Annotated in this window: 22 protein-coding genes; 14 read left to right on the top strand and 8 right to left on the bottom strand. The window is 54.7% G+C overall.

Going from position 1 to position 20493, the window contains the following annotated elements; genetic code table 11:
• Entirely contained in the window at positions 1-2211 is a 2211-nt protein-coding gene (yccS, locus tag KF947_RS11200) for a YccS family putative transporter (RefSeq protein ID WP_227404006.1), read from the bottom strand.
• A gap of 172 nt (positions 2212-2383) precedes the next feature.
• Between yccS and KF947_RS11195 the strand changes: the two genes are divergently transcribed.
• The 7 genes from KF947_RS11195 to epsC all read left to right on the top strand — a co-directional run bounded on the left by KF947_RS11195 (position 2384) and on the right by epsC (position 9149).
• Positions 2384-3202 carry a DUF3100 domain-containing protein gene (locus tag KF947_RS11195; RefSeq protein WP_227404005.1) on the top strand — a complete coding sequence of 273 codons (819 nt, stop codon included), beginning with the start codon at positions 2384-2386 and terminating at the stop codon, positions 3200-3202.
• Entirely contained in the window at positions 3189-3683 is a 495-nt protein-coding gene (locus tag KF947_RS11190) for a hypothetical protein (protein WP_227404004.1), read from the top strand. The genes KF947_RS11195 and KF947_RS11190 overlap by 14 nt, the downstream gene beginning before the upstream one ends.
• Before the next feature lie 10 nt (positions 3684-3693).
• Positions 3694-4851 (top strand): M20 aminoacylase family protein, encoded by a 1158-nt coding sequence (locus KF947_RS11185; protein WP_227404003.1) that lies wholly within the window; start codon positions 3694-3696, stop codon positions 4849-4851.
• Between the two features lie 108 nt (positions 4852-4959).
• A complete protein-coding gene (locus KF947_RS22210) occupies positions 4960-5865 on the top strand; it encodes an NAD(P)-dependent oxidoreductase (RefSeq protein WP_227404002.1) in 906 nt (301 codons plus the stop codon).
• Positions 5862-7412: an aldehyde dehydrogenase family protein gene (locus KF947_RS11175; RefSeq protein ID WP_227404001.1), complete on the top strand. Its 1551-nt coding sequence runs from the start codon at positions 5862-5864 to the stop codon at positions 7410-7412. The genes KF947_RS22210 and KF947_RS11175 overlap by 4 nt, the downstream gene beginning before the upstream one ends.
• Positions 7413-7500: 88 nt before the next feature.
• Positions 7501-8376 carry a VOC family protein gene (locus KF947_RS11170; protein WP_227404000.1) on the top strand — a complete coding sequence of 292 codons (876 nt, stop codon included), beginning with the start codon at positions 7501-7503 and terminating at the stop codon, positions 8374-8376.
• A gap of 11 nt (positions 8377-8387) precedes the next feature.
• Positions 8388-9149 (top strand): serine O-acetyltransferase EpsC, encoded by a 762-nt coding sequence (gene epsC, locus KF947_RS11165; protein WP_227403999.1) that lies wholly within the window; start codon positions 8388-8390, stop codon positions 9147-9149.
• Here the strand turns inward: epsC and KF947_RS11160 are convergent.
• From KF947_RS11160 to KF947_RS11145, 4 genes are all read right to left on the bottom strand, one after another.
• Positions 9146-10063: a LysR family transcriptional regulator gene (locus tag KF947_RS11160; protein WP_133732251.1), complete on the bottom strand. Its 918-nt coding sequence runs from the start codon at positions 10061-10063 to the stop codon at positions 9146-9148. The genes epsC and KF947_RS11160 overlap by 4 nt on opposite strands.
• 78 nt (positions 10064-10141) lie before the next feature.
• On the bottom strand, positions 10142-10498 hold the full coding sequence (locus KF947_RS11155; RefSeq protein WP_133732250.1) for a hypothetical protein: 357 nt from the start codon (positions 10496-10498) through the stop codon (positions 10142-10144).
• Positions 10498-10770 carry an HU family DNA-binding protein gene (locus KF947_RS11150; protein ID WP_064232353.1) on the bottom strand — a complete coding sequence of 91 codons (273 nt, stop codon included), beginning with the start codon at positions 10768-10770 and terminating at the stop codon, positions 10498-10500. Before KF947_RS11150 ends, KF947_RS11155 begins: the two co-directional genes overlap by 1 nt.
• Positions 10771-10878: 108 nt before the next feature.
• Entirely contained in the window at positions 10879-12069 is a 1191-nt protein-coding gene (locus KF947_RS11145; protein WP_227403998.1) for an NAD(P)/FAD-dependent oxidoreductase, read from the bottom strand.
• A 137-nt stretch (positions 12070-12206) separates the two neighbouring features.
• Between KF947_RS11145 and KF947_RS11140 the strand changes: the two genes are divergently transcribed.
• From KF947_RS11140 to KF947_RS11110, 7 genes are all read left to right on the top strand, one after another.
• Positions 12207-12770, top strand: a complete 564-nt coding sequence (locus KF947_RS11140) for a chorismate--pyruvate lyase family protein (RefSeq protein ID WP_166650398.1) — start codon at positions 12207-12209, stop codon at positions 12768-12770.
• A gap of 35 nt (positions 12771-12805) precedes the next feature.
• Complete coding sequence (gene ubiA, locus KF947_RS11135; RefSeq protein WP_133732247.1) at positions 12806-13696, top strand: 4-hydroxybenzoate octaprenyltransferase; 891 nt, start codon at positions 12806-12808, stop codon at positions 13694-13696.
• Positions 13697-13807: 111 nt separating this feature from the next.
• A complete protein-coding gene (phoB, locus tag KF947_RS11130; RefSeq protein WP_133732246.1) occupies positions 13808-14497 on the top strand; it encodes a phosphate regulon transcriptional regulator PhoB in 690 nt (229 codons plus the stop codon).
• 2 nt (positions 14498-14499) lie between these two features.
• Positions 14500-15786, top strand: coding sequence for a phosphate regulon sensor histidine kinase PhoR (gene phoR, locus KF947_RS11125; RefSeq protein WP_133732245.1), 1287 nt, complete (start codon positions 14500-14502; stop codon positions 15784-15786).
• A gap of 308 nt (positions 15787-16094) precedes the next feature.
• Positions 16095-16406, top strand: a complete 312-nt coding sequence (locus KF947_RS11120) for a hypothetical protein (RefSeq protein WP_166650397.1) — start codon at positions 16095-16097, stop codon at positions 16404-16406.
• Positions 16407-17040: 634 nt separating this feature from the next.
• The gene (locus tag KF947_RS11115) at positions 17041-17343 is read left to right on the top strand and encodes a hypothetical protein (RefSeq protein WP_133732244.1); all 303 of its coding nucleotides are present in this window, start codon (positions 17041-17043) and stop codon (positions 17341-17343) included.
• A gap of 557 nt (positions 17344-17900) precedes the next feature.
• On the top strand, positions 17901-18230 hold the full coding sequence (locus tag KF947_RS11110; RefSeq protein ID WP_133732243.1) for a hypothetical protein: 330 nt from the start codon (positions 17901-17903) through the stop codon (positions 18228-18230).
• 91 nt (positions 18231-18321) lie between these two features.
• Here the strand turns inward: KF947_RS11110 and KF947_RS11105 are convergent, their stop codons facing one another.
• The 3 genes from KF947_RS11105 to phoU all read right to left on the bottom strand — a co-directional run bounded on the left by KF947_RS11105 (position 18322) and on the right by phoU (position 20463).
• Positions 18322-18816: a copper chaperone PCu(A)C gene (locus tag KF947_RS11105; protein WP_133732242.1), complete on the bottom strand. Its 495-nt coding sequence runs from the start codon at positions 18814-18816 to the stop codon at positions 18322-18324.
• Positions 18817-18915: 99 nt separating this feature from the next.
• Positions 18916-19659 (bottom strand): sulfate transporter CysZ, encoded by a 744-nt coding sequence (gene cysZ / locus KF947_RS11100; RefSeq protein WP_133732241.1) that lies wholly within the window; start codon positions 19657-19659, stop codon positions 18916-18918.
• Between the two features lie 78 nt (positions 19660-19737).
• Positions 19738-20463, bottom strand: coding sequence for a phosphate signaling complex protein PhoU (gene phoU, locus KF947_RS11095; protein WP_088698318.1), 726 nt, complete (start codon positions 20461-20463; stop codon positions 19738-19740).
• Positions 20464-20493 lie beyond the last annotated feature (30 nt).

Raw genomic sequence — 20493 nt, 5'->3', positions numbered from 1 at the left:
TTAGACCCTAGCGGTGGCGTTGGTTGGCGCGTGTTCTTCACTTCCCACCAACCTATTAGCCGCCTCACCCAGCGGGGCGAGCTGCTCGGTAATAAGGCGCAGCTGGCTCTGGATAGGGCGGTAGAGCGTAACGGTTTTTTCATCTGCTGATAGCGCACTTTGCTCTTCTAGCTGGGCTAATAACTCGGCAGCTTGATTCGCCAGTGGCTCAACCGGCTGGCGCTGGTTTAATCGCTCGGCGATTTGTCCCAGCAGCTCACCAATACGTTTTGCTACCGGCACCAGCGTGGCGTCATCTTCATCGTCAGTCAACTGGTGGCGATGGGCGCCCAGAGCAGAGAGGTGGCTGAGTAGGGTGTTGGAGAGCACCAGAAAGCGCAGCCCGTTGTCCGCATCCAGTTTCCGGTAGTGCCCCGGCTCATGGAGCATATTGGTGAGCAGGGTGGAGAGCGCTGCATCGGCGTTATGCGCATTGCGCCGTGCCAAACGGTAGGCTAAGTCGTCCTGCTTTCCTTCCTCGTATTGGTGAATAATTTCTTCAAGATAGCGGCGGTGGTTATTCAGTGCGTTGGCGGCCTCGCGGTAAAGCCTGCGTCCCTGCCAGTCGGGCAGAATAAAAAACACCGCTAAGCCCGCAATGAGCGAGCCAAGCAGGGTGTCGAGCAGCCGCGGCAGAATCAGATCATAGCCGTCGCCTACCTGGTTGAAACTGCACAGTACGAGCAGCGTGATGGACGCGGTGGCGATCACATAGTGTTTCTCACGATTGGCAAAAAATGACACCCCCGCGGCCACGGCGATCATGCTCTGCACCAGCGGGTGCGGAAAGAGGCTGATCGACGCCCACCCCACTGTCAGGCCCAATACCGTACCCATTATCCGCTGTGATAAAAATCGCCGCGTGGTGGCAAAGTTGGGCCGGCAAACAAACAGCGTGGTCAGCAGAATCCAAAAGCCCTGCTCGGGGTCGATCCACTGAAGGAGGCCATAGCCGATCATCAGCGCGATAGAGAGCCGCGTCGCGTGTCGAAAGGTGGGGGAGCCGAGGGTAAAGTTCAGACGCACCCGCTTCCACGCTTCCAGCAAACTTGAAGGCGAACGGTCGTAAAGCGAGCTGTCGCGCCGCTCATCGCTGACGCCGGGGTTGTGAGCGCTGGCCAACTGGCTTTCCAGCGTGGCCAGATTCTCTGCCAGCGCGCTCAACGGGTAAAGGAGTGGGCGCCACTCGGGCTTGCCCCGGCCACGCAAGTTCTCAATCGAGGCGTGCAGGTCGGCCAACGCCTCTTCGCTTTGCTGGTGGTCAAACGGGCGGTTGAGCAGCAGCGATTTCGCTAGCTGGCGGCAGGCGCGCCCCTGTTGATCCAGCAGCCGCTGACAGCGAAACAGTACATCGTGGTGGAAAAATGCTTTGCTGAGCGCGCTATAGGGGTAGTGGGTAGAGCTGGCGCGTTCGTGGATGTCCTGGGCGATAAAGTAGATGCGCAGGTAGCGGTTGAGTTTTTGGTCGCCGCGCTGACCCTCTAAGCGCCGGAAAATCATCTCTTTAGCTTGATTGAGCGCATCGACCACTTTGCCGTTCTGGCGTGCCAAGGCCACCCGACGCGCTTCTACATCGACACCGCGTACCGGTTCAAACAGCGCCGATTTCAGTATTAGAAACTCACCCAGCGCTTTGTACACCCGCGCCATGCTCTGCTTGACCGGCTGGCGCGAAAACAGTGCGCACCACACCACCGAAATTAGCCCGTACCACACCGCTCCAGCCAATAGCAGTAGTTGGCGCGTCGCCACGTCTTCATCTACCCCGCCGTGCTGCTCGATGTTGATCATCGAGTAGATCGACAGTATTAGCGTGCCGGAAGCGATGGTGGCGTAACGCTGTCCAATAGCGCCGAGCATAATCAGGCAAAAGGTCGAAAGCCCCAGGCCCACGACAAATAGCCACGGCCAGGGAAATAGCCACTGCACGATAAATGATGCTGACGTAAAGCAGACCAGCGTTACCAGCAGCGCTTGAAGACGGCCTTGCCAACTGTCGTCAGTTTCAGACAGCGCGCAGGCGATAATGCCCAGAAACAGCGGAATGACCAGCGCCACATCACCCATTAAACCGCTGAACAGCAATGCACCGCTGAACGCTATAAAAACGCGCAGGCTGTAGGCGAATTTATCGAGAGTCCAAAGGCGCCGTAGCGGCAAAGATAGGGGCATAAAGGCTCTTATAGGTGGTTGTTAGACTTTAGTATAAATGCGTAGGCGTTGGATGTCGCTACCTCAGCGCTCAACGATTGAGTGTTCTAAAAATTAGCGCACTAAAGCCCTATGATTGAAACAGTAACCTTTCGATACTCGGAGTGACTCTAAAAAAAACAGGGACACTCCTATGGATCTCAAGCTACTGCTGGACTGGCGTCTTCATCTTACGGTGATCGTGACGTCGATGTTTGCCGAGTGGGTCGGCATCGTACGTATCCCCCTCGGGCCTGGAACGCTGCTGCTGCTACCGCTGCTCTATGCTTTTATCATTGGCGTACTGTTCAATCCTCATCTTTTTTCGGCAATGGGCAAGGTCATTCCCAAGCCGGTCAGCAATGCGGCTGGCCCGATTATTCTCATCGCCATCCTGCCGTTTATTGCCAAGTTTGGCTCCACCATTGGCCCCGCCATTGAGCAAATTATCGCCGCCGGCCCTGCGCTGATTCTCCAGGAATTGGGCAATCTGGGTACCATGCTCATCGCGCTGCCCTTTGCCGTATTAGTGCTCAAAATGGGCCGGGAAGCGATTGGCGCTACCTACTCTATCGCCCGTGAACCCAATATTGCCATCATTTCAGACCGTTACGGGCTGAGAAGCCCTGAAGGTATCGGCATTATGGGCGTTTACGTAGTGGGTACCATGTTCGGCACGCTCTACTTCGCCTTAATGGCGGGCTATATCGCCTCGTTGGATATTCTCGATATTCGTGCTTTGGCCATGGCCTGCGGGGTGGGTAGTGGCAGTATGGTGGCGGCGTGTTCGGCAGCCTTAGCCGAAGCGGTACCAGCATCCAAAGACGAGCTACTCGCCTTTGCCGGGGCAAGCAACCTGCTTACCTACGCCACCGGTCTGTATATCTCGCTATTTATCGCGCTACCGATCACCGAGTGGATGTACAAGCGCTTAAACGGCTCGCGCCAGGAGGTTAGCCATGAAAACTCATGAGAGCCCGATCGATCAATTCGACGCTGAGGCGTTAAAAGAGCTACGTCCCGAAAATCAGCTGGGTAAAACAGCGTTAGTACTGGCAGCGGTGTGTGTGGCGGCGTGGTTTAGCAATATCGTCAACGGTTCGCCTTTATTAGACGCGCTGCCCGGTATGCTGATTTTGTATGTGATGGTCATCATCGGCTTGGTGATTGGGCGATTTTGCCCTTTTTACCTGCCCAGCGTGGCCTGGGTGTCGCTGATCAGTATTATCGCGACGCTGCCGTTCTTCCCTGGCAATGGCTGGATTATCGCACGGCTCGCTGAAGTGGATTTCCTGGCGGTGGTCACGCCGGTGTTGGCCTATGCCGGGCTGGCACTGACTGGACGTGAGTTTGCCATGTTCAGGCAAACCGGCTGGAAGCTGGTGATCGTGGCCCTGCTGGTATTCACCGGGACCTTTATTGGCTCTGCCGTTGTCGCCCACGTGATGCTTTAAGGATAAGACGATGACTGCTTCAGTAGACTTACCGGATAGCGCAGAACTAAAAGCGTGGCGCCATGATTTTCACCAGCACCCGGAAACGGCCTTTGAAGAGCACCGCACCAGCGCGCGCATTGCCGAGCTGCTGAATGAGTGGGGCTTTGAGGTAACCACCGGGATTGCCGGAACGGGTGTGGTAGCCGCGTTGGATGGTCAACAGGGTGAAGGTAAAACCATCGGCCTGCGGGCCGATATCGATGCCCTGGATATTCGTGAAGAGACGGCGCTTGCCTACGCCTCGCAAACGCCGGGCAAGATGCACGCCTGCGGCCACGATGGCCACACGACCATGCTATTGGGCGCCGCCTGGGCGTTAAAGCAGCAGCCGGATTTCAAAGGCCGGGTGGTGTTTATCTTTCAGCCCGCCGAAGAGAGCGCAGGCGGTGGGCGGGTGATGGTCGAAGAGGGCCTTTTTGAGCGCTTTCCCATGGACGCCGTGTACGGCCTGCATAACTGGCCGGGCCTACCCGTAGGCGTTGCCGCGGTGCACGATACCGACGTCATGGCCGCTTTCGATATCTTTAGCCTGACACTGACGGGTAAGGGCTGCCATGCGGCGATGCCCCATTTAGGTACTGATACGGTTTTGGCGAGCTGCCAACTGATCAGCCAACTGCAAGGGCTGGTGAGCCGCGAAACGCCGCCGGACAAATCAGTCGTGCTGAGTATTACCAGCATTAATGCGGGGGATACCTTCAATGTGATTCCCGAGCAGGTCGAGCTGCGTGGCACGCTGCGCTGCTTCGATATGGCGCTTAAAGAGCAATTAGAAGCACGCTTTAAGCAGGCGATTGCCAGCTTGGCGGAGTTTCACGGCTTAACCGTTGAGCTGGATTACCAGCGCTGCTATCCCGCTACTATCAATACCCCTGAACATGCCCAGCACTGCGCCTCGGTGCTGGAAAGCTTACTCGGCAGCGACAATGTGGTGCGCAACCCGCCGCCCAGTATGGCCTCCGAAGATTTTTCGTTCCTGCTGGCCGAGCGCCCCGGCGCCTATATTTGGATGGGCAACGGCGAAGATTCTGCCTCGCTGCACAACCCGCGCTACGACTTCAACGACGCGCTGTTGCCGTTAGGAACGCGCTATTGGGTGGAGCTAGTCAGGGCGCTGCTCGTCTAAGTCGCACCCTTTTTCTCAACGAAAAGCGTTATGCGCTCTCTGATGCCCACTGGGTAGGGGAGCGTCTACGCCGAACTTCACGTAACAGGACGTTCAAGGAGTTTTAAGATGTCTTTTTCAACAGAGTCGTTATCGGTTGTGGTGATTGGTCTGGGGCAGATGGGCGGCAATATGGCACTTACGCTTAAAGCCGCCGGGTTTACAGTGACAGGCAGCGATGTATTTGAGCAAGCGCGGTCGCGTTTGTCGGCTAAGGGCCTAGCAGTGGTAGCGCTCGATGAACTACCTGCCAGCGACATCTATCTGCTGTCCCTGCCCACCTCTGCCCATGTCCGGGAGGTGATCGAGCAATCTCCAGGCTTACTCAACCTGGCGCCGAAAGGCAGCGTTATTGTCGATACCTCCACCAGCGACCCCGCCGTGACGCGTGAATTGGCCGAAAAAGTAACCGCCGCGGGCCTTCAATGGCTGGATGCGCCGGTCAGCGGCGGGCCTAAAGGTGCTGCCAGCGGCAAGCTGGGGATGCTGCTGGGAGGCGATGAACGTACTATCGAACGGGTATTGCCGATGCTGGAAGCGATGTCGGCCAAGCGTACCCATGTGGGCGGCCCAGGCAGCGGCCATGTGGTGAAACTTGCCAATAACTACCTGTGTGCCGCGCACCTGCTGACGACTGCCGAAGCCGTTGCGATGGCCGCCAAGGCGGGCGTGGACCCCGCTGCCTGTTTAGCGGGCCTGAATAGCGGTTCAGGGCGCAGCGCGGTTAGCGAAGTCAACTTCCCCGAGTGGGTGCTGAGCGAGCGTTTTGATTCTGGATTTACCACCGGCTTGATGCGCAAGGATCTGCGTTTGGCGCGGGATGCCGCTGAGCAGTTGGGCCTGCCGTTACCGCTGCTGCAAGCCGTTGTCGATGCGTGGCACGCAAACCCCGAGCAGCCAACTGATAGCGATGACTTTAACCATATCACTACGCCGATATTAGCGCGCGGCAGCCAAACGGAGGGTAACCAATGAACTCACTTAGCCAGCACGCCTGCGACCATCTTGCACAACTGCTTGAGGGTTTTGGCTTGGCCGCTGCCACGCCGTTAAGTAATTGGATTGATGGCGAATTAATCGCGGGCGAAGGTGAGGAAATCACCCTGATCAACCCGGCTACTGGCGAAACGCTGGTGCACTATCGTGATGCGGGCGCTGCACTGATTGAGCGTGCTACCCAAGCGGCACAGCGAGGCCAACGTGAGTGGATGGCGCTCACCGCCAGCGAGCGTGGGCGGCGCATGAATGCGGCGCTGCGTGGGCTAGAGGGCCATGAAGAGGCGCTGGCGCAGCTGGAAAGCGTGGTGGCCGGTAAGCCTATTCGTGACTGCCGGGCTGAAGTAGGCAAAGTGCGCGAGATGTTTGAGTATTACGCGGGCTGGTGCGACAAGCAGCACGGCGAAGTGATTCCGGTACCTACCTCGCACCTTAACTATGTGCGCCACGTGCCTTACGGCGTGGTAGGGCAGATTACTCCTTGGAATGCCCCGATGTTTACCTGCGCCTGGCAGTTGGCCCCGGCGATGGCGGCGGGCAACGGCGTGGTGCTGAAGCCCTCTGAGCTTACGCCCTTCTCCTCGGTGGTGATTGCCAAGCTACTGGAAAGCGGCGGGCTACCTAAGGGACTGATCAATATCGTCAACGGGCTGGGCAAGTCGACCGGTGCGGCGCTGACCGACCACCCCGCCATCAGCAAGCTGGTCTTCGTGGGCTCCCCCCAGAGCGGGCGCATGATTGCCGAAGCAGGCGCGCGGAGGCTGGTGCCCAGCGTGTTAGAGCTGGGGGGCAAGTCCGCCAATATCGTGTTTGCCGATGCCAAGCTCGATGAAGCCGTCGCGGGAGCCCAGGCGGCCATTTTTGCCGCCGCCGGCCAGAGCTGTGTGGCGGGATCGCGGCTGTTGATTGAGCGCTCGGTGTTTGAGCAGGTCACCAGCCGTTTGGCACGGGCCGCGGAGCAGATTGCGGTGGGGTTACCCAGCGATGAAGCGACGCGCATGGGGCCACTACAGAATCGCCGACAATTTGAGCAGGCCACCCGCATGATTGAGGCCGCCGAAGCGGCAGGCGCGAGAGTATTAACGGGCGGCAAACGTCCCGAAGGACTGCCAGACGAGGCCCACGGCTATTTTATCGCCCCGACCGTGCTGGTCGATGTCACGCCGGATATGGAGATCGCTCAACAAGAGGTGTTCGGCCCGGTGCTGGTCGCCATGGCCTTTGACGATGAAGCCGAGGCTATTCAACTCGCCAATGAAACCCGCTTTGGCTTGGCTGGCGCCGTTTGGAGCCAGGACGTAGCAAGGGCGCATCGCGTCGCCGGGCAACTGCGTGCGGGTACGGTATGGATTAATAGCTACAAGGCGATCAGCGTGATGTCGCCGTTTGGTGGCTTTGGCGATAGCGGCTTCGGTCGCTCCAGCGGGTTGGATGGCCTGCGTGAATACACGGTGCCGCAAAGCGTCTGGGTGGAAACGGCACCGGAAGCTAGTGTCGCCTTTGGCTATGGCAGCGGCGTGGGTTGATCGTTTAGTCATAGCGACTATCCAGTAACAGAGAGCGTGAGTTGAACTTGTCGGGGCTATTCGCCCCGCTTTGTGAGGAGTTACTGCAATGAGCTTTGGCATTGATCACCCCTTAGTCGCGGTCGCCGATTTAGATGTGGCAGCCGAGCGTGCGGCAGCCTTGGGTTTTACCCTCAATCCGCGCCATAGCCACCCCTGGGGTACCGATAACCACCTGCTGTTTTTACGCAATAATTTCATTGAGTTGATTGGTATTGCCCATTCACACCTAACAGATTATCGGGATAGCAACGGCTTTCAATTTGCCAAAGTGGTGGAAGATCGCTTAGCCATTGGTGAAGGGATCGCTATGCTGGCTTTAGAAAGTGAAGCGATGGCGACGGATCATGCGCTGTTGACCGCGCGTGGCTTTGAAGGCCACTCGCCTATTGAGTTTCGCCGACTGGCGCATCTTGCCAGTGGTGATGTGGAAGTGGGCGTCGCGTTAAATATTCTGCATGACCCTCAGCAGCCTTTCCTTACTCAGTTCTTGTGCCAGCAATTGCGCCCCGAGCTGTTTCGCACAGACCCCAGCCTTGAGCGGCACGCCAATACGGCGACATCTATCACCGATATTTGGTATGTGTCCGATAGCCCTGCTCGTGATGTGGAGCATTTTCGTCGTATCCATGGCGAAGAAGCGATTCAAACGCAAGCGGGGGGCTTTAAAATCCACACCGATAAAGGGGTTTGCCATTTATTAAGCGATAGCGCAATAGGGGAGCACTTTGAGGTGTTGGCTGGGCTTCCGTCGATACCCGCCAGGGCGGTGGCGCTAACACTGGCCTGTGAAGATATTGCCGCGGCGATGAATCATTGGCAGCAGTGCTCGCTACCTTTTGTGTCGCTGAGCGCTCATCAGGCCGATATACCGCCTGAGGTGTTAGGTGGAACAGCGCTACGCTTTTCTCAAACCACTGGGTGAGAGCACCAATAATGACCGAGACCTCAGACTTAGGCGCTCACGCCTTTAATGACCCTGCCGCGCTTTGGCGGGAGATCCAGGTAGCAGCCCTTGAAGCCTCACGCTCGCAGCCCCTACTCGCTGATTTCTACCGCTACGCTTTGCTTGATCATAGCGACTTTGCTTCGGCACTTGCCGTCGTTATCGCCGAAACTCTGTCATCTACTCATATATCACATGCCTCTGCATTGGCAGAGATTCGCGCTGTGTTTGCGGAAAACCCGCTGATCGTAGAGTCGGCTTTGGATGATTTGCGGGTATTACTACAAGAAGATGCCGCTATTCCAGAACCTTTTACACCGCTGCTCTATTTCTCGGGTTATCGCGCACTGCAGTGTCATCGCGTCAGTCATGTTTGGTGGGCAACGGCGAAGAAGAGCATGGCGAGCTACCTGCAGTTTCGCTGTAGCTGTACATTCAGTGTGGATATTCATCCTGCGGCATGCGTTGGTAAAGGCATCTTTATCGACCATGGGGCGGGCATTGTGATTGGCGAAACCGCCGTCGTCGAAGATGGAGTCACCATTTTTCAGGGCGTCACATTAGGGGGAACGGGTAAGCTCGATGGGGATCGCCATCCCAAAATTAGGCGGAATGCTTTTTTGGGTGCAAACGCCGTTGTACTTGGCAATATTGAAATTGGTGAGGGCGCCCGAATAGGGGCTGGCGCTATTGTGACTAAGCGCGTTGCTGCTGGCGTCACGGTGGTTGGTTTACCCGCATCAGCGCGCTAATTCGCTACATCGCGAAAAGCCTGCATCCAGCGCTGCAAATGGCGTAGCAGTAGAATGCTGGCTTTGGGCTGTTGGCGGCCTACTCGTGTGACCATATGGGCTTGGGAGCGCTGAAAGAGCGGATGGTCTACCGGGCGCGCCACGAGCGTGCCCGCTTCTATGTCGTGCGCGACAGCAAAAGCCGGTAGCAGCGTAACGCCCATGCCGCTGCGTACATACTGTGCCAATACCACCATGGAGTTGGTATTCATCGCTAGGCGGGGTGCAATGCGTGCGTGCTGAAACGCTTGATCAACCATTTGGCGAACGCCGTGACTGGTGTCCCACATGGCCATCGGCTGATCACTGAGCTGAGTCAGCGTGAGCGGTGACGTTTGCAAGGTGAGTGGATGGTTCGGTGGCAGAATAGCCATTAGCGGCTGAGGCGTCGATGCCCAGAAGCGTAGCTGTGGGTGGGTTCGCTCGTGGAACATTAAGCCGATATGAGTGTGATCGTCGACAATGGCTTCAATAATGCCCGAGGTGCCTGCGGTATGAATATCGAGCTGAATGCCCGCATAGCGTTGGGTAAATTCATGCAGCGGGGAGGCTACCAGGTCACTGACAAACCCTTCACCGACGGTAAGCGATATCTTACCGGTTTCCATGCGCTGGTAGGATTCAAGTGACGCAATAAAGCCTTCATCAAGGGCGCCGCGACGTTCGCAGTATTCAAGCAACATTTCGCCTACCGGGGTAGGCGAAATGCCGTCGCGCTGACGCTCCATCAGGGTTGCTCCCAAGGCTTCTTCCAGCAGAGCAATTTGCCGGCTTACCGCCGAGGGAGCAATATCCAAGCGCGCCGCTGCGCGGCGCACGGAGCCAGATTCAAGGGTAACGCGGAAGTAAACGAGGCGTTGATGAGGTATGTCCATCGATAGCTTTTATACCTCTACCTTGTTTAGCCTAAATTTATTTAAACTAAGCCGCTACCCTATGCCAATCGTAAGCCGCTACAAATACTTGAGTAGTTTTTGCAGCTTATTCATATCGGCGGAATCACCCACCAAGCGCACGCTGCCGTTCATCATGCCGTCGAGAAAGGCCTGCTGGGTTGGCTTTTTGAGCACTTTCAAAGCGGTATCCTGATCACGGAAACGTAGCTCAAGATCTAAGTCCACGGGCAGCCCTTTGCCGGTACTGACACTTTTCGGCGTCATCCGGTAGTGGCGGGCAATGCTTAGATCTTCCGTGGCAATCCCCCAGTCCAGGCCGCGCATGCGTTCTAACTGTTCGCGAAAGCGCGGTTTGCGGCGCAGGGCGCGTTTGAGCAGTACGCCCAGCAGCCACAGCGTCAGCTTGAGCTTCATTAGGAAACGGCGTCCTTGAGTCCCTTGCCTGGCTTAAAGGCAACGTTTTTGCTGGCCGGAATCTGCAGCGGGGCACCGGTTTGCGGATTTTTGCCGGTACGCGCTGCGCGCTCACGTACCGTGAAGGTACCAAAACCAATCAGCGCGACATCTTCGCCCTTGGCACAACTGTTGGTGATCTCATCCAGAATGACGTTCAGCACCTGGCCAGCTTTATCTTTGGACAGGTCGGCACTTTCAGCGATGGCTGCTGCGAGTTCAGGTTTGCGCATAAGGAATCTCCCCTTTTTAAAAGAAATCAAACATCAAACAAATGCATGTTGTTGGGTGCGTAGCCGATTAGGATAGCTTCTCTAGCCTAGTCGTGAACGCGACGAAAATCAGCCTAGCAGCGCAGGTGCTGCTCTGGAAAGCTCCACTTTCCTTCTCACGCAGCCGCCTGTCAACGCAAAACCAATCAAACGTCCGTCTTTATTTTCAGCCAAGGCACTGATATCACCGCCTTCGCCTTCAATTCGCCAGCGCTCGGGCGTGGTGGTTGGCGGGTAGGCCACTACTGGCAGCAGCGGCGTTTTAACCACTACCGGCCAGGCGCCAAAGCTAACGGTTGTGGGGGTGCCCGAAAGCGTTGCCGCCAGTGCCTTAGCGCTGGCTTGCAGCGGCTGAACGTACATGGCATTAACGCCGTCTACGCAGGCTGCATCGCCCAGGGCGTAGATATTGGGGTGCGAAGTACGCAACTGGCGGTCAACGACTATACCGCTAGGCGATACGCTTAAACCCGCTGATTCGGCAAGCGCCGTACGGGGTGCAAGGCCGGTTGCCATCAGCACGAGATCAGCGCTGACGGTGTCGCCATTATCCAGACGTAATAGGATGTCTTCGCCGTTTTCGGCCGCGATGGAATCAATCGAACGGCCAAGGTGAAGGTGGATCCCTGCTTCGCTAAAGGCATCGCCCAAGGCGTTCCCTAAAGGCGGTGGCAGCAAGCGAGGAAGCAGGCTTCCTTCAGGGGCGATGACGCTGACGTGATGGCCGCCAGCGTGAAGGTCGTTGGCAAATTCACAGCCGACCAGCCCCGCGCCAATAATCGCCACCTGTGCTGGGCCGTGGCCTAGCGCCGTGTGAAAGCGGCGGTAGTCGTCCAGGTCATTAATGGTAAAGCAGCGTGAGGCTAAGCTGGGCTCAAGGCTGAAGGGCAACCGTGGTGCAGCGCCAGTGGCGAGTACCAGTGTGTCGTAGCCGAGCACCCTGCCGTCTTCAAGAAGAACGGCTTGGTTATCCACATCCAGTTCGTCTACCTGGGTGTGGATAACCATCTGGGCATTTAGCTCTTCGCCTAGATCAGACGCGCTGCGCTGGGCTAATTTTTCGGGCTCGAGGCCCTTGGCGAAGCCGGTGGAGAGCAACGGCTTGCTGTAGTCATCGCCGCTGTCAGCGCTTACCAGCGTGATTGAGCGTTGGTCGCCCAATCGGCGTAACACCCGGGCAAGGCCAACCCCTGCCATGCCAGTGCCAATAATCACCAGCGCAGCGTGAGAGGACGTTTTCTGTGTTTGGGTGGCGGGCATGCAGACACCAAAAAAAGTTGCTAAAAAGAGTGCGAAAAAAGAGGCGCTAAACCGAGTCGTTAAAAAAGTCGCTGAAACAAAAGCCTTTCAGTGCTCATGTTACACTAGCCAACCCGTTAATTGCCCTGGAGAACTCGGTGACGGCTGCTGCTTTTCGGCAAAATCCTCTATTTTCCCGCTGGCGCCCGATTGATGCGGCGCGGCCTGCGATGAGTGCTTCCTGGTGGCAGTGGGTCGCCTCCACCGACTCGTTAACCGCCCGCTTAATGGTCGCGGGTGGAGAGAAGCCGTTTCGAGTACGGTTGCTACATCAGGGCGTCGGCTGGCCGCGCCAGGATGAGGCTCAGGCGCTGGGCATTGGCTTCAAGCGTTACGCCTGGCTGCGGGAAGTGGCGCTGTGCTTGGATGAAACGCCGTGGGTGGTGGCTCGCTCGGTCGCCCCCCTCACGCAGCTAAAGGGCCAGCGTTTGGAGAGTTTGGGTGAGCGCTCGCTAGGCAGTTGGCTATTTCGACAGCCAGGTTTAGTTCGCGGGCCTTTGGAAGCGACGAAGCAACCCCCGGATTTTATTAGCGTGAATGGTATCGATGGGAGTTGTGCCTGGGGAAGGCGCTCCGTCTTTTATCACGGCGGCCTGTCGTTATTAGTGCAAGAGTATTTTTTGGGTGCGATGGCAGATGATCTTGGCCTGCCTTCGCGCTAGGCTAGCGCCTGCATCTTATTCTTCGTGAGGTAAGCATGGATCGTTCACTGTTGCGGCCGAAGGGATGGGCTCGCGTGACAGACTTTTTACAGCTGATGCGCTTGAATCGGCCGATAGGCACATGGCTTTTGATGTGGCCGACGCTATGGGCCCTTTGGGTGGCTGCGGAAGGTGTACCAGGGCGAAATGTGCTGGTGATTTTTGTGGCCGGCGTTTATGTGATGCGCGCCGCGGGCTGCGTAGTCAATGACTATGCGGATCGCCACTTCGATGGGCATGTGAAACGCACAAAACATCGTCCGCTAGCGACAGGCCGTATCAGCGAAACCGAAGCCCAACTGCTGTTTATTGCGCTGGTGGCCGCTGCGTTTATTCTGGTATTACTGACCAACTGGTTTACGGTACTGCTCTCGCTGGGCGGGGTGCTGCTGGCGATTATTTATCCGTTTATGAAGCGCTATACCCACTTTCCTCAGGTGGTGCTGGGTGCGGCGTTTTCCTGGGCAATTCCGATGGCGTTTGGCGCCATACTTGGCCACGTGCCGCTGGAAGCATGGCTGCTATTCTGCGCGAATGTGTGCTGGACAGTAGCCTACGATACCCAGTACGCCATGGTTGATCGCGACGATGATTTAAAAATTGGCATTAAATCAACGGCCGTGCTGTTTGGAAATGCGGATCGCTTGATCATTGGCTTACTCCAGCTAGCTACCCTGGGGCTTCTGGCATGGGTAGGTTGGCGGGTTGGTTTAGGTGGCTTCTTCTGGTTAGGGCTCGCGGCAATGGCGGCGACTTTTCTGCATCAGCAGCGCTTAATTCGCGACCAGGAGCGGGATGCCTGCTTCCAGGCGTTTCTTAACAATCATTGGTCGGGCCTGCTGATTTTTGCCGGTATTGCGCTTAGCTGGTGGCCTGTGGCTGGTTAATCGCGGCGGTTGTCATGTAACTGTCATCAAGTCATGGTGTTATCGTCACTGACATGTCATTGAACTGTTTATCTTTGAGCAAGTTTTCTTTGGACACCGTGAGGCTCTGGTATGACCGCCAAGACCGTTCTGATTGTCGATGATGAATCATCGATTCGCGAGATGATCGCGGTAGCGCTGGAAATGGCTGACTATCGCGTGCTCGAAGCGGATAATGCCCAGGATGCTCATGCCATGGTGGTCGACCACCAGCCCGATCTACTACTGCTGGACTGGATGATGCCCGGTACTAGTGGTATTGAGCTGGCAAGACGCCTAAAGCGTGAAGAAGCTACCGCCGAAATCCCGATTATTATGCTCACCGCGAAAGGCGAAGAGGATAATAAAATTCAAGGGCTTGAAGCCGGTGCAGATGACTATATCACCAAGCCTTTTTCACCTCGGGAATTGGTGGCACGGCTAAAAGCGGTGCTGCGCCGTGCGACGCCACGTGGCGTTGAAGATCCCATTGAGATTAACGGCCTGCTGCTTGATCCGGTTAGCCACCGGGTCAGCGCTCACGGCAAAGCGCTGGAAATGGGCCCTACCGAGTACCGGCTGCTACAGTTTTTTATGACCCACCAAGAGCGCGCTTACACACGCAGCCAGCTGCTTGACCAAGTGTGGGGGGGGAATGTGTATGTCGAAGAGCGCACAGTTGATGTGCATATTCGCCGTTTGCGTAAAGCCCTGGGCGAGGTGCATCAAAACCTGATTCAAACGGTTCGGGGTACCGGTTACCGTTTCTCTGCACGGGTGTAAATGTGCGTTTATGGAGTCGTGAGCTGTGGCGAATAGCGTGGCTGGCCACGCTGGGCACCTGCTTAGGCTGGCTGTTGGGTTCGGCCGGGCTGGGGCTCGCGGCAGGGCTTGCGCTATGCCTGTTTTACCACCTACGACAGTTGCGCGAGCTTTACCTGTGGCTCACGCTTAACCCTCACGATGAACCCCCTGCCGCCAGTGGAATGTGGGGCGAGCTATTCGATCGTTTATACCGCTATCAAAAAAGCCAGCGCATTACCCAAAGCCGTCTGCGCGCTACTCTGGCGCGTATTCAAGAGTCGTCTGAAGCGATGCGTGACAGCGTGGTTATGCTTGACCGCCACGGCGACCTGGAGTGGTGGAACAGTGCTGCTACCGCCATGCTGGGGCTACAAACGGCCCATGATCGTGGTCAACACATTACTAACCTGCTGCGCGACCCAAGCTTTATCAGCTACTTTAATGCGCGTAATTACAGTGAGCCGTTAACGCTCACTTCGCCGATTGATGAACGGCGAATCCTGCAATATCAAATTACTCTCTATGGTGACGACGAACGCTTGGTGATGGCGCGCGATATCACCCGCTTGCATCGCCTAGAGCAGATGCGGCGCGACTTTGTCGCCAACGTCTCCCACGAGCTGCGCACCCCTCTGACCGTTCTATCAGGTTATTTGGAAACCTACAGTGATATCGCCGATCAGCTTCCGCCGCGATTGGGTCGCAGTGTCCAGCAAATGCAGGAGCAGACCCAGCGGATGCAGAATCTGGTCAACGATTTATTGCTGCTCTCGCGTTTGGAGATTGACCAAGGTGGGCAAGATCATCATCCGCTGTCACTTGAGCCTTTACTGCAAAGCGTGTGTGCTGACGCACTAGCCTTATCGCATCAACGCCATACCATCACCGTCGCACTTGAGAGCGATGCGCGGCTGCTAGGCAGTGAGCAGGAAATTCGTAGCGCCGTCTCTAACCTTGCCTTTAATGCGGTTCGCTACACACCAGCAGGCAGCCAAATCACCCTGCGCTGGAAAGCTAGCGCTACTGGCGGTGGCTGTATTGATGTGGAAGATAACGGAGAGGGGATTGATCCTGTGCATATTCCCCGCTTAACCGAACGCTTTTACCGAGTCGATAAGGGGCGCAGTACTGCAACGGGCGGCACAGGTTTAGGCTTAGCCATCGTTAAGCACGTACTGTTGCGTCATGATGCGCAACTGCAAATTGAATCCCTCCCCGGTAAAGGGGCGTTGTTTCGCTGCGCCTTCCCCCCCTCGCGTCTTGTTTGATGTAGCCAAATGTCCCGCCGCACAATATTTGTAGAAGTGTGCAATATTGGCATGCAAGATTGGTAAAACCTTGCTCATGTGTCATTTCTACACAGTTTTTAGCGTCATATTTTAGCTGGGTAGATTTCTGAAAATGCTTTCAAGTTGAATTCAAGTTATTGATTTTTGATGTTTTTATTTTATTTTATGTTTTTTTGGCATACCGAATGCAGCAATAAAGTTAAGAAAGACGACCGCAGGAAATGCTGGCTACTGGTTAGCCCTTCTTTCTTGACTAAGCGGTAACAAACAGCGATCGGAGGTGGAATATGATGTCCAAGGAATTTCTCAAGAAAGCTGGCATTCTAGGTGTTTCTTTTGGTCTGATGGCAAGTCCATTAGCTTTTGCACAAACCGATGAAAATTCGGCGATTGACGAAAATCAGGGTATTACAGCTGATGAGCAGCCAATGGATCCACAAGGTGTAGGCAGCTCAAACAGCAGTGATACAGATATGACGAATGACTTAACCCATGACGAAGGCGATGACGTTAGCGACATGGATCCTCAATCAAGCAGCCACTCAGATGATGCTGAGTATGGCGAAGATGAGCTTGTTGAAGAAAATAGCGGTAGCTAATTATTGGTGATTTTTTAGATATCATTGAATGCTTTTTCATCGGATGAAGAAGCGATCAACAGGATGTTACACAGGCAAGGATGCTCTTAGATTCAAGGATGAATCAATAGGAAATCAAAACGTTAGTCAGGGGAAATTCCAAGGTTGGAGTCCCGCACAAGGAGTGGAAGCTAACGTTAGTCATTCCCTATAACCAATTCTGATATCGGGCTCCGCAAAGCGGGGCCTAATTTTTTGCTGCCTACTTTTTTCAATCTATATTTTTCCCTCCCCCTCTGCTTTGTACTTTTCTTGTTTTCTCCCTAAAAACTATACTGTTGCCTTTTGATACGAGGCGTATTTGCATGCGCTTTTAAGGCGGACGTTGAGTAGTGTGTCATAAAGGCACAGACAATTTTGCGCATGTGTCATTAGTGCACATGTAATTAGCGTGCTTTTGTTTGTAGCGGTGTATTATTGCGCACAATATATTTAAAATAAGTAGTTGATTTTATTGCTATTAATTGAATTAATATCGGTTTTGGCATTTTAAGTGCAAGATTAAGGTAGTGAAGCTAACCGCAGTGAGAACTGAGCCAGGGGCCTCTTCTTACTTCACTTCAGCGGTATCAAACAGTCGTCAGGAGTAAATATTATGTTTAACGTATTTGTAAAAAAAGCAGCCGTTGTGGGACTTTCATTTGGTCTACTGGCTAGCCCGTTGGCAATGGCACATATGTCCATTGAAGCTAACCAAGACTTTACCGTCGATGATCAGCCGATTCAGGCACAGTCACACCGTACCTCGGCCCAAGCTGAGTTTAGCCCATCTGATTTGATGTATGACGAAGGCGAGCGCCCTCTAGTTATCAAGGCAGAGTCACACCGCACCAGCGCTCAAGCAGAGTACACAGCAAAAGATTTAACGCATGATGAAGGTGATGGAAACGTTTGGTAACAAAAATTTGCAATTATGTAGAAATACATTACGATTAGCGTGTGAGCTAAACACGCGAAGGCGTGTCAAAACGGTACGGATGCAGATCGATTCAAGGAATGAATCAAGCGACAATCAAAGCGTTAGTCAGGGTTAAATTCCAAGGTTGGAGCAGTCCCGCAAAAGGAAAGGAAGCTAGCGTTAGTCATTGTCAAAGTATTGTGTCCTTAGGCCCTGCTAATGCGGGGTCTGATTTTTTGTGACGCCCAACACCTCTCTCAAACCATTGTCTTTTTCGTTTAAGGTGCTGCTTTCTAGCGGGGCCTAATTTCATTGCATCGCTATGCATACACCGCACCTCATGCAGTCTGCCGATGGGCGATGTCTTAAGTATCTGGTATGTATAGATAACATCCATATGAATAATGAATACATAATCCCTATGGTCATAAAAATCTATGCTATTGATTTTTATGCAATAAATTATTTTTATTTTTTGGCGCCTAATATGCAACGTAAAGCGTGATAGTCGTTCTAATCATCATCGAACGGAATCCATGAATAGTGAGGAGATCACCATGCTGTTAAAAGAAATGAGTCAAAAACTCGCCATAGTAGGTATTGCTTTTGGTCTGGTAGCGAGCCCCTTGGCGATGGCGCAATCATCTATTGAGCTAAATCAAGACCGTACCGCAGGTCAGGATGTCATCGACAAACCTGAGTCACATGCAGCTTCCAAACCATCTCATGTCTCTGCGAGTGACTTGAACCATGATGAAGGCGATAGCTTGGACTTTTCGCCCTCAAGTAGTCGTTTTTCTAGTGCTGAAAAAGGGGCGACCTCTCGCCGAGAGGGTTACACTCCTGGGGAACTCAACCGGGATGAAGGCGATAGCACCGACTGGTAAAAAATAGAATAAGTGTAACTGCTAATGTAATCATTGCTAGCAAAAACCCCGCCAAAGCGGGGTTTTTGCTATAAGTTAACTGCAGCCCACGTCAGTGGTGGTGGCCATCAGCAGCTTCGCTGCCTTCCTGGGCGCCCTGTATCCAAACCTCAATATCCACATCGCCTTGTTCTGCAAAGGTGAGCGTAAGAGGGAACCGCTCACCCTCCTTTAGCGGCTCGGTGAGGCCAATCAGCATTAAGTGAAAGCCGCCACCAGGGCGCATGGTATAAGTCTCACCTGCCTCGACACGAATCTCATCCACATGCCGCATCTGCATCATATCGCCGTCCATTCGCATATCGTGCAGCTCAACGTTGCTGCTCGCAGGGCTGCTCGCGCCAATAAGAGTAACGGACTCTGAAAGGGCGGTGATGTCGACGTAGGCGGCGCCGTTTGCCGCACCTGGTGGGGTAGGGGTGGCGAAGGGGTGCGCAACGCGCAGAGCCTCAGTTTTTACCTCGTGGGCTACGGCTATAGATGCCATCAAAATAGACATAGCGCTAACCAAGAGTACGCCCCCCAGCCAAGCCGTCGGTTTTAACATGCGGTGATTCCTTTGTTGTTAATTGAGCCCAGGATTGAACCTAGGAAAGACGAACAAAACATAAAGGTAGCAAAGTGGCGTAGCCTGGGTAATAAGCGCCTACTGCGGTGTGATGCCGCGTGTATCACCATGTACATTTCGGTAATGGTCATCCCAGAGTAGTACGGCACCCGCTACGGCGCCGGGAATCAGAAATAGATTGGCCAACGGAATCCAGGTGATTAGCGTGACTAGGCCTCCAAAACTGAGGCTTTGCCACCAGCGTTTAGAGAGCCGTTGACGCATATCAGCAAACGTCACCTTGTTGTTATCCATGGGGTAATCCAAATAAGTGATGGACATCACCCAGGCAGAAAACAGCGCCCAGAGTAGTGGGGCAACGATATTAACGCCTGGAATCCAGCTAATCACAAAGAGGCCAGCGGCACGCGGCAGAATATAGGCGAGCTTAACAAACTCGCGTCCCACAGCATCAACGGCTGTTTTAGTCAGATTTCGATCATCAATGGGCTCACGGCCAGTGACTTGAACTTCAACTTTGGCGGCCAAAAAGCCGTAAAAAGGGGCTGCAATCAAGCTGGTCACCAGCGTGAAGGTAAAAAACACGACTACCAACAGGCTAATTACGAAAAGCGGCCAGATAAGCCAGGATAGCCAATCAAGCCAGGCGGGTACCATGCTCATCCAATGGGCGAGCCAGCCATCAAAACGGTTGAGCACAAAGCTGAACATGCTCACGTAGACAATCAGGTTGACCAGAATCGGCAGAAAAATATAGCGGCGCATACCCGGCTGATACACACAGCGTGTACCTCGGCTCAGCGCAGTGACAGCATCCAGCATTTAGGTGAGCTCCTCGAGATTCAAACGACCAGGCCGCTTAGCAGCCTGGTCGTATTGCAGGAGGAAAGCCCCATCAGGTCAAGACTTTTTTAGCACCTTTGGATCCAGGTCGTCGGTGTCGCTATGACGAATATCCAGGCCTTTGACGAGATAAACCACGTACTCAGCAAGGTTGTCGGCGTGGTCGCCTACTCGCTCCAGCGCACGCAGTACCCACATGATGCTAAGCACGGATGTAATAGAGCGCGAATCTTCCATCATAAAGGTCATCAACGAACGCATAGCGCTGCTGTACTCGTCGTCAACCAGCTCGTCTTCGCGCACAACCTGCATTGCCAGGTCAGTATCAAAGCGGGCAAAGGCGGTGAGTGCGTCGCGGAGCATTTTGCGTACGTGCTCACTAATGTGACGCACCTCTACCAAGCCACGAATGGTGCTGGTGTTTTCACTTAGGAGCAGGGCGTTGCGGGCAATTTTGCTGGCTTCATCGCCAATGCGCTCTAAGTCTGAAGTGGCGCGGATGACGGCCAGCACCAGACGTAAATCGGACGCTGCCGGTTGACGACGCGCCAGTACGCGAGTGCATTCATCGTCGATTTGCAGCTGCAGATCGTTGACTTGGCGGTCATTGTCACGCACCTGCTCGGCTAACCGGGTGTCGCCTTCCAGTAGGGCAAAGACGGCGTCCTGCACTTGCTTTTCCACCAGACCGCCCATGGCCATCAGGTGGGTTTTCAGCTCTTCCAGCTCCTGGTTGAACTGGCGAGAGATATGCTGGCTGTGAGAGTCGCTAGTAATATCCATGGAGCACTCCTGACGGTTCAGTTGCTAGGG

It is taken from the genome of Halomonas sp. FeN2 (genome assembly GCF_020595105.1).
GTDB lineage: Bacteria > Pseudomonadota > Gammaproteobacteria > Pseudomonadales > Halomonadaceae > Vreelandella > Vreelandella neptunia.
Note: the sequence above shows the minus strand (reverse complement) of the source record. Positions and strands in the feature narration are given on the sequence as shown.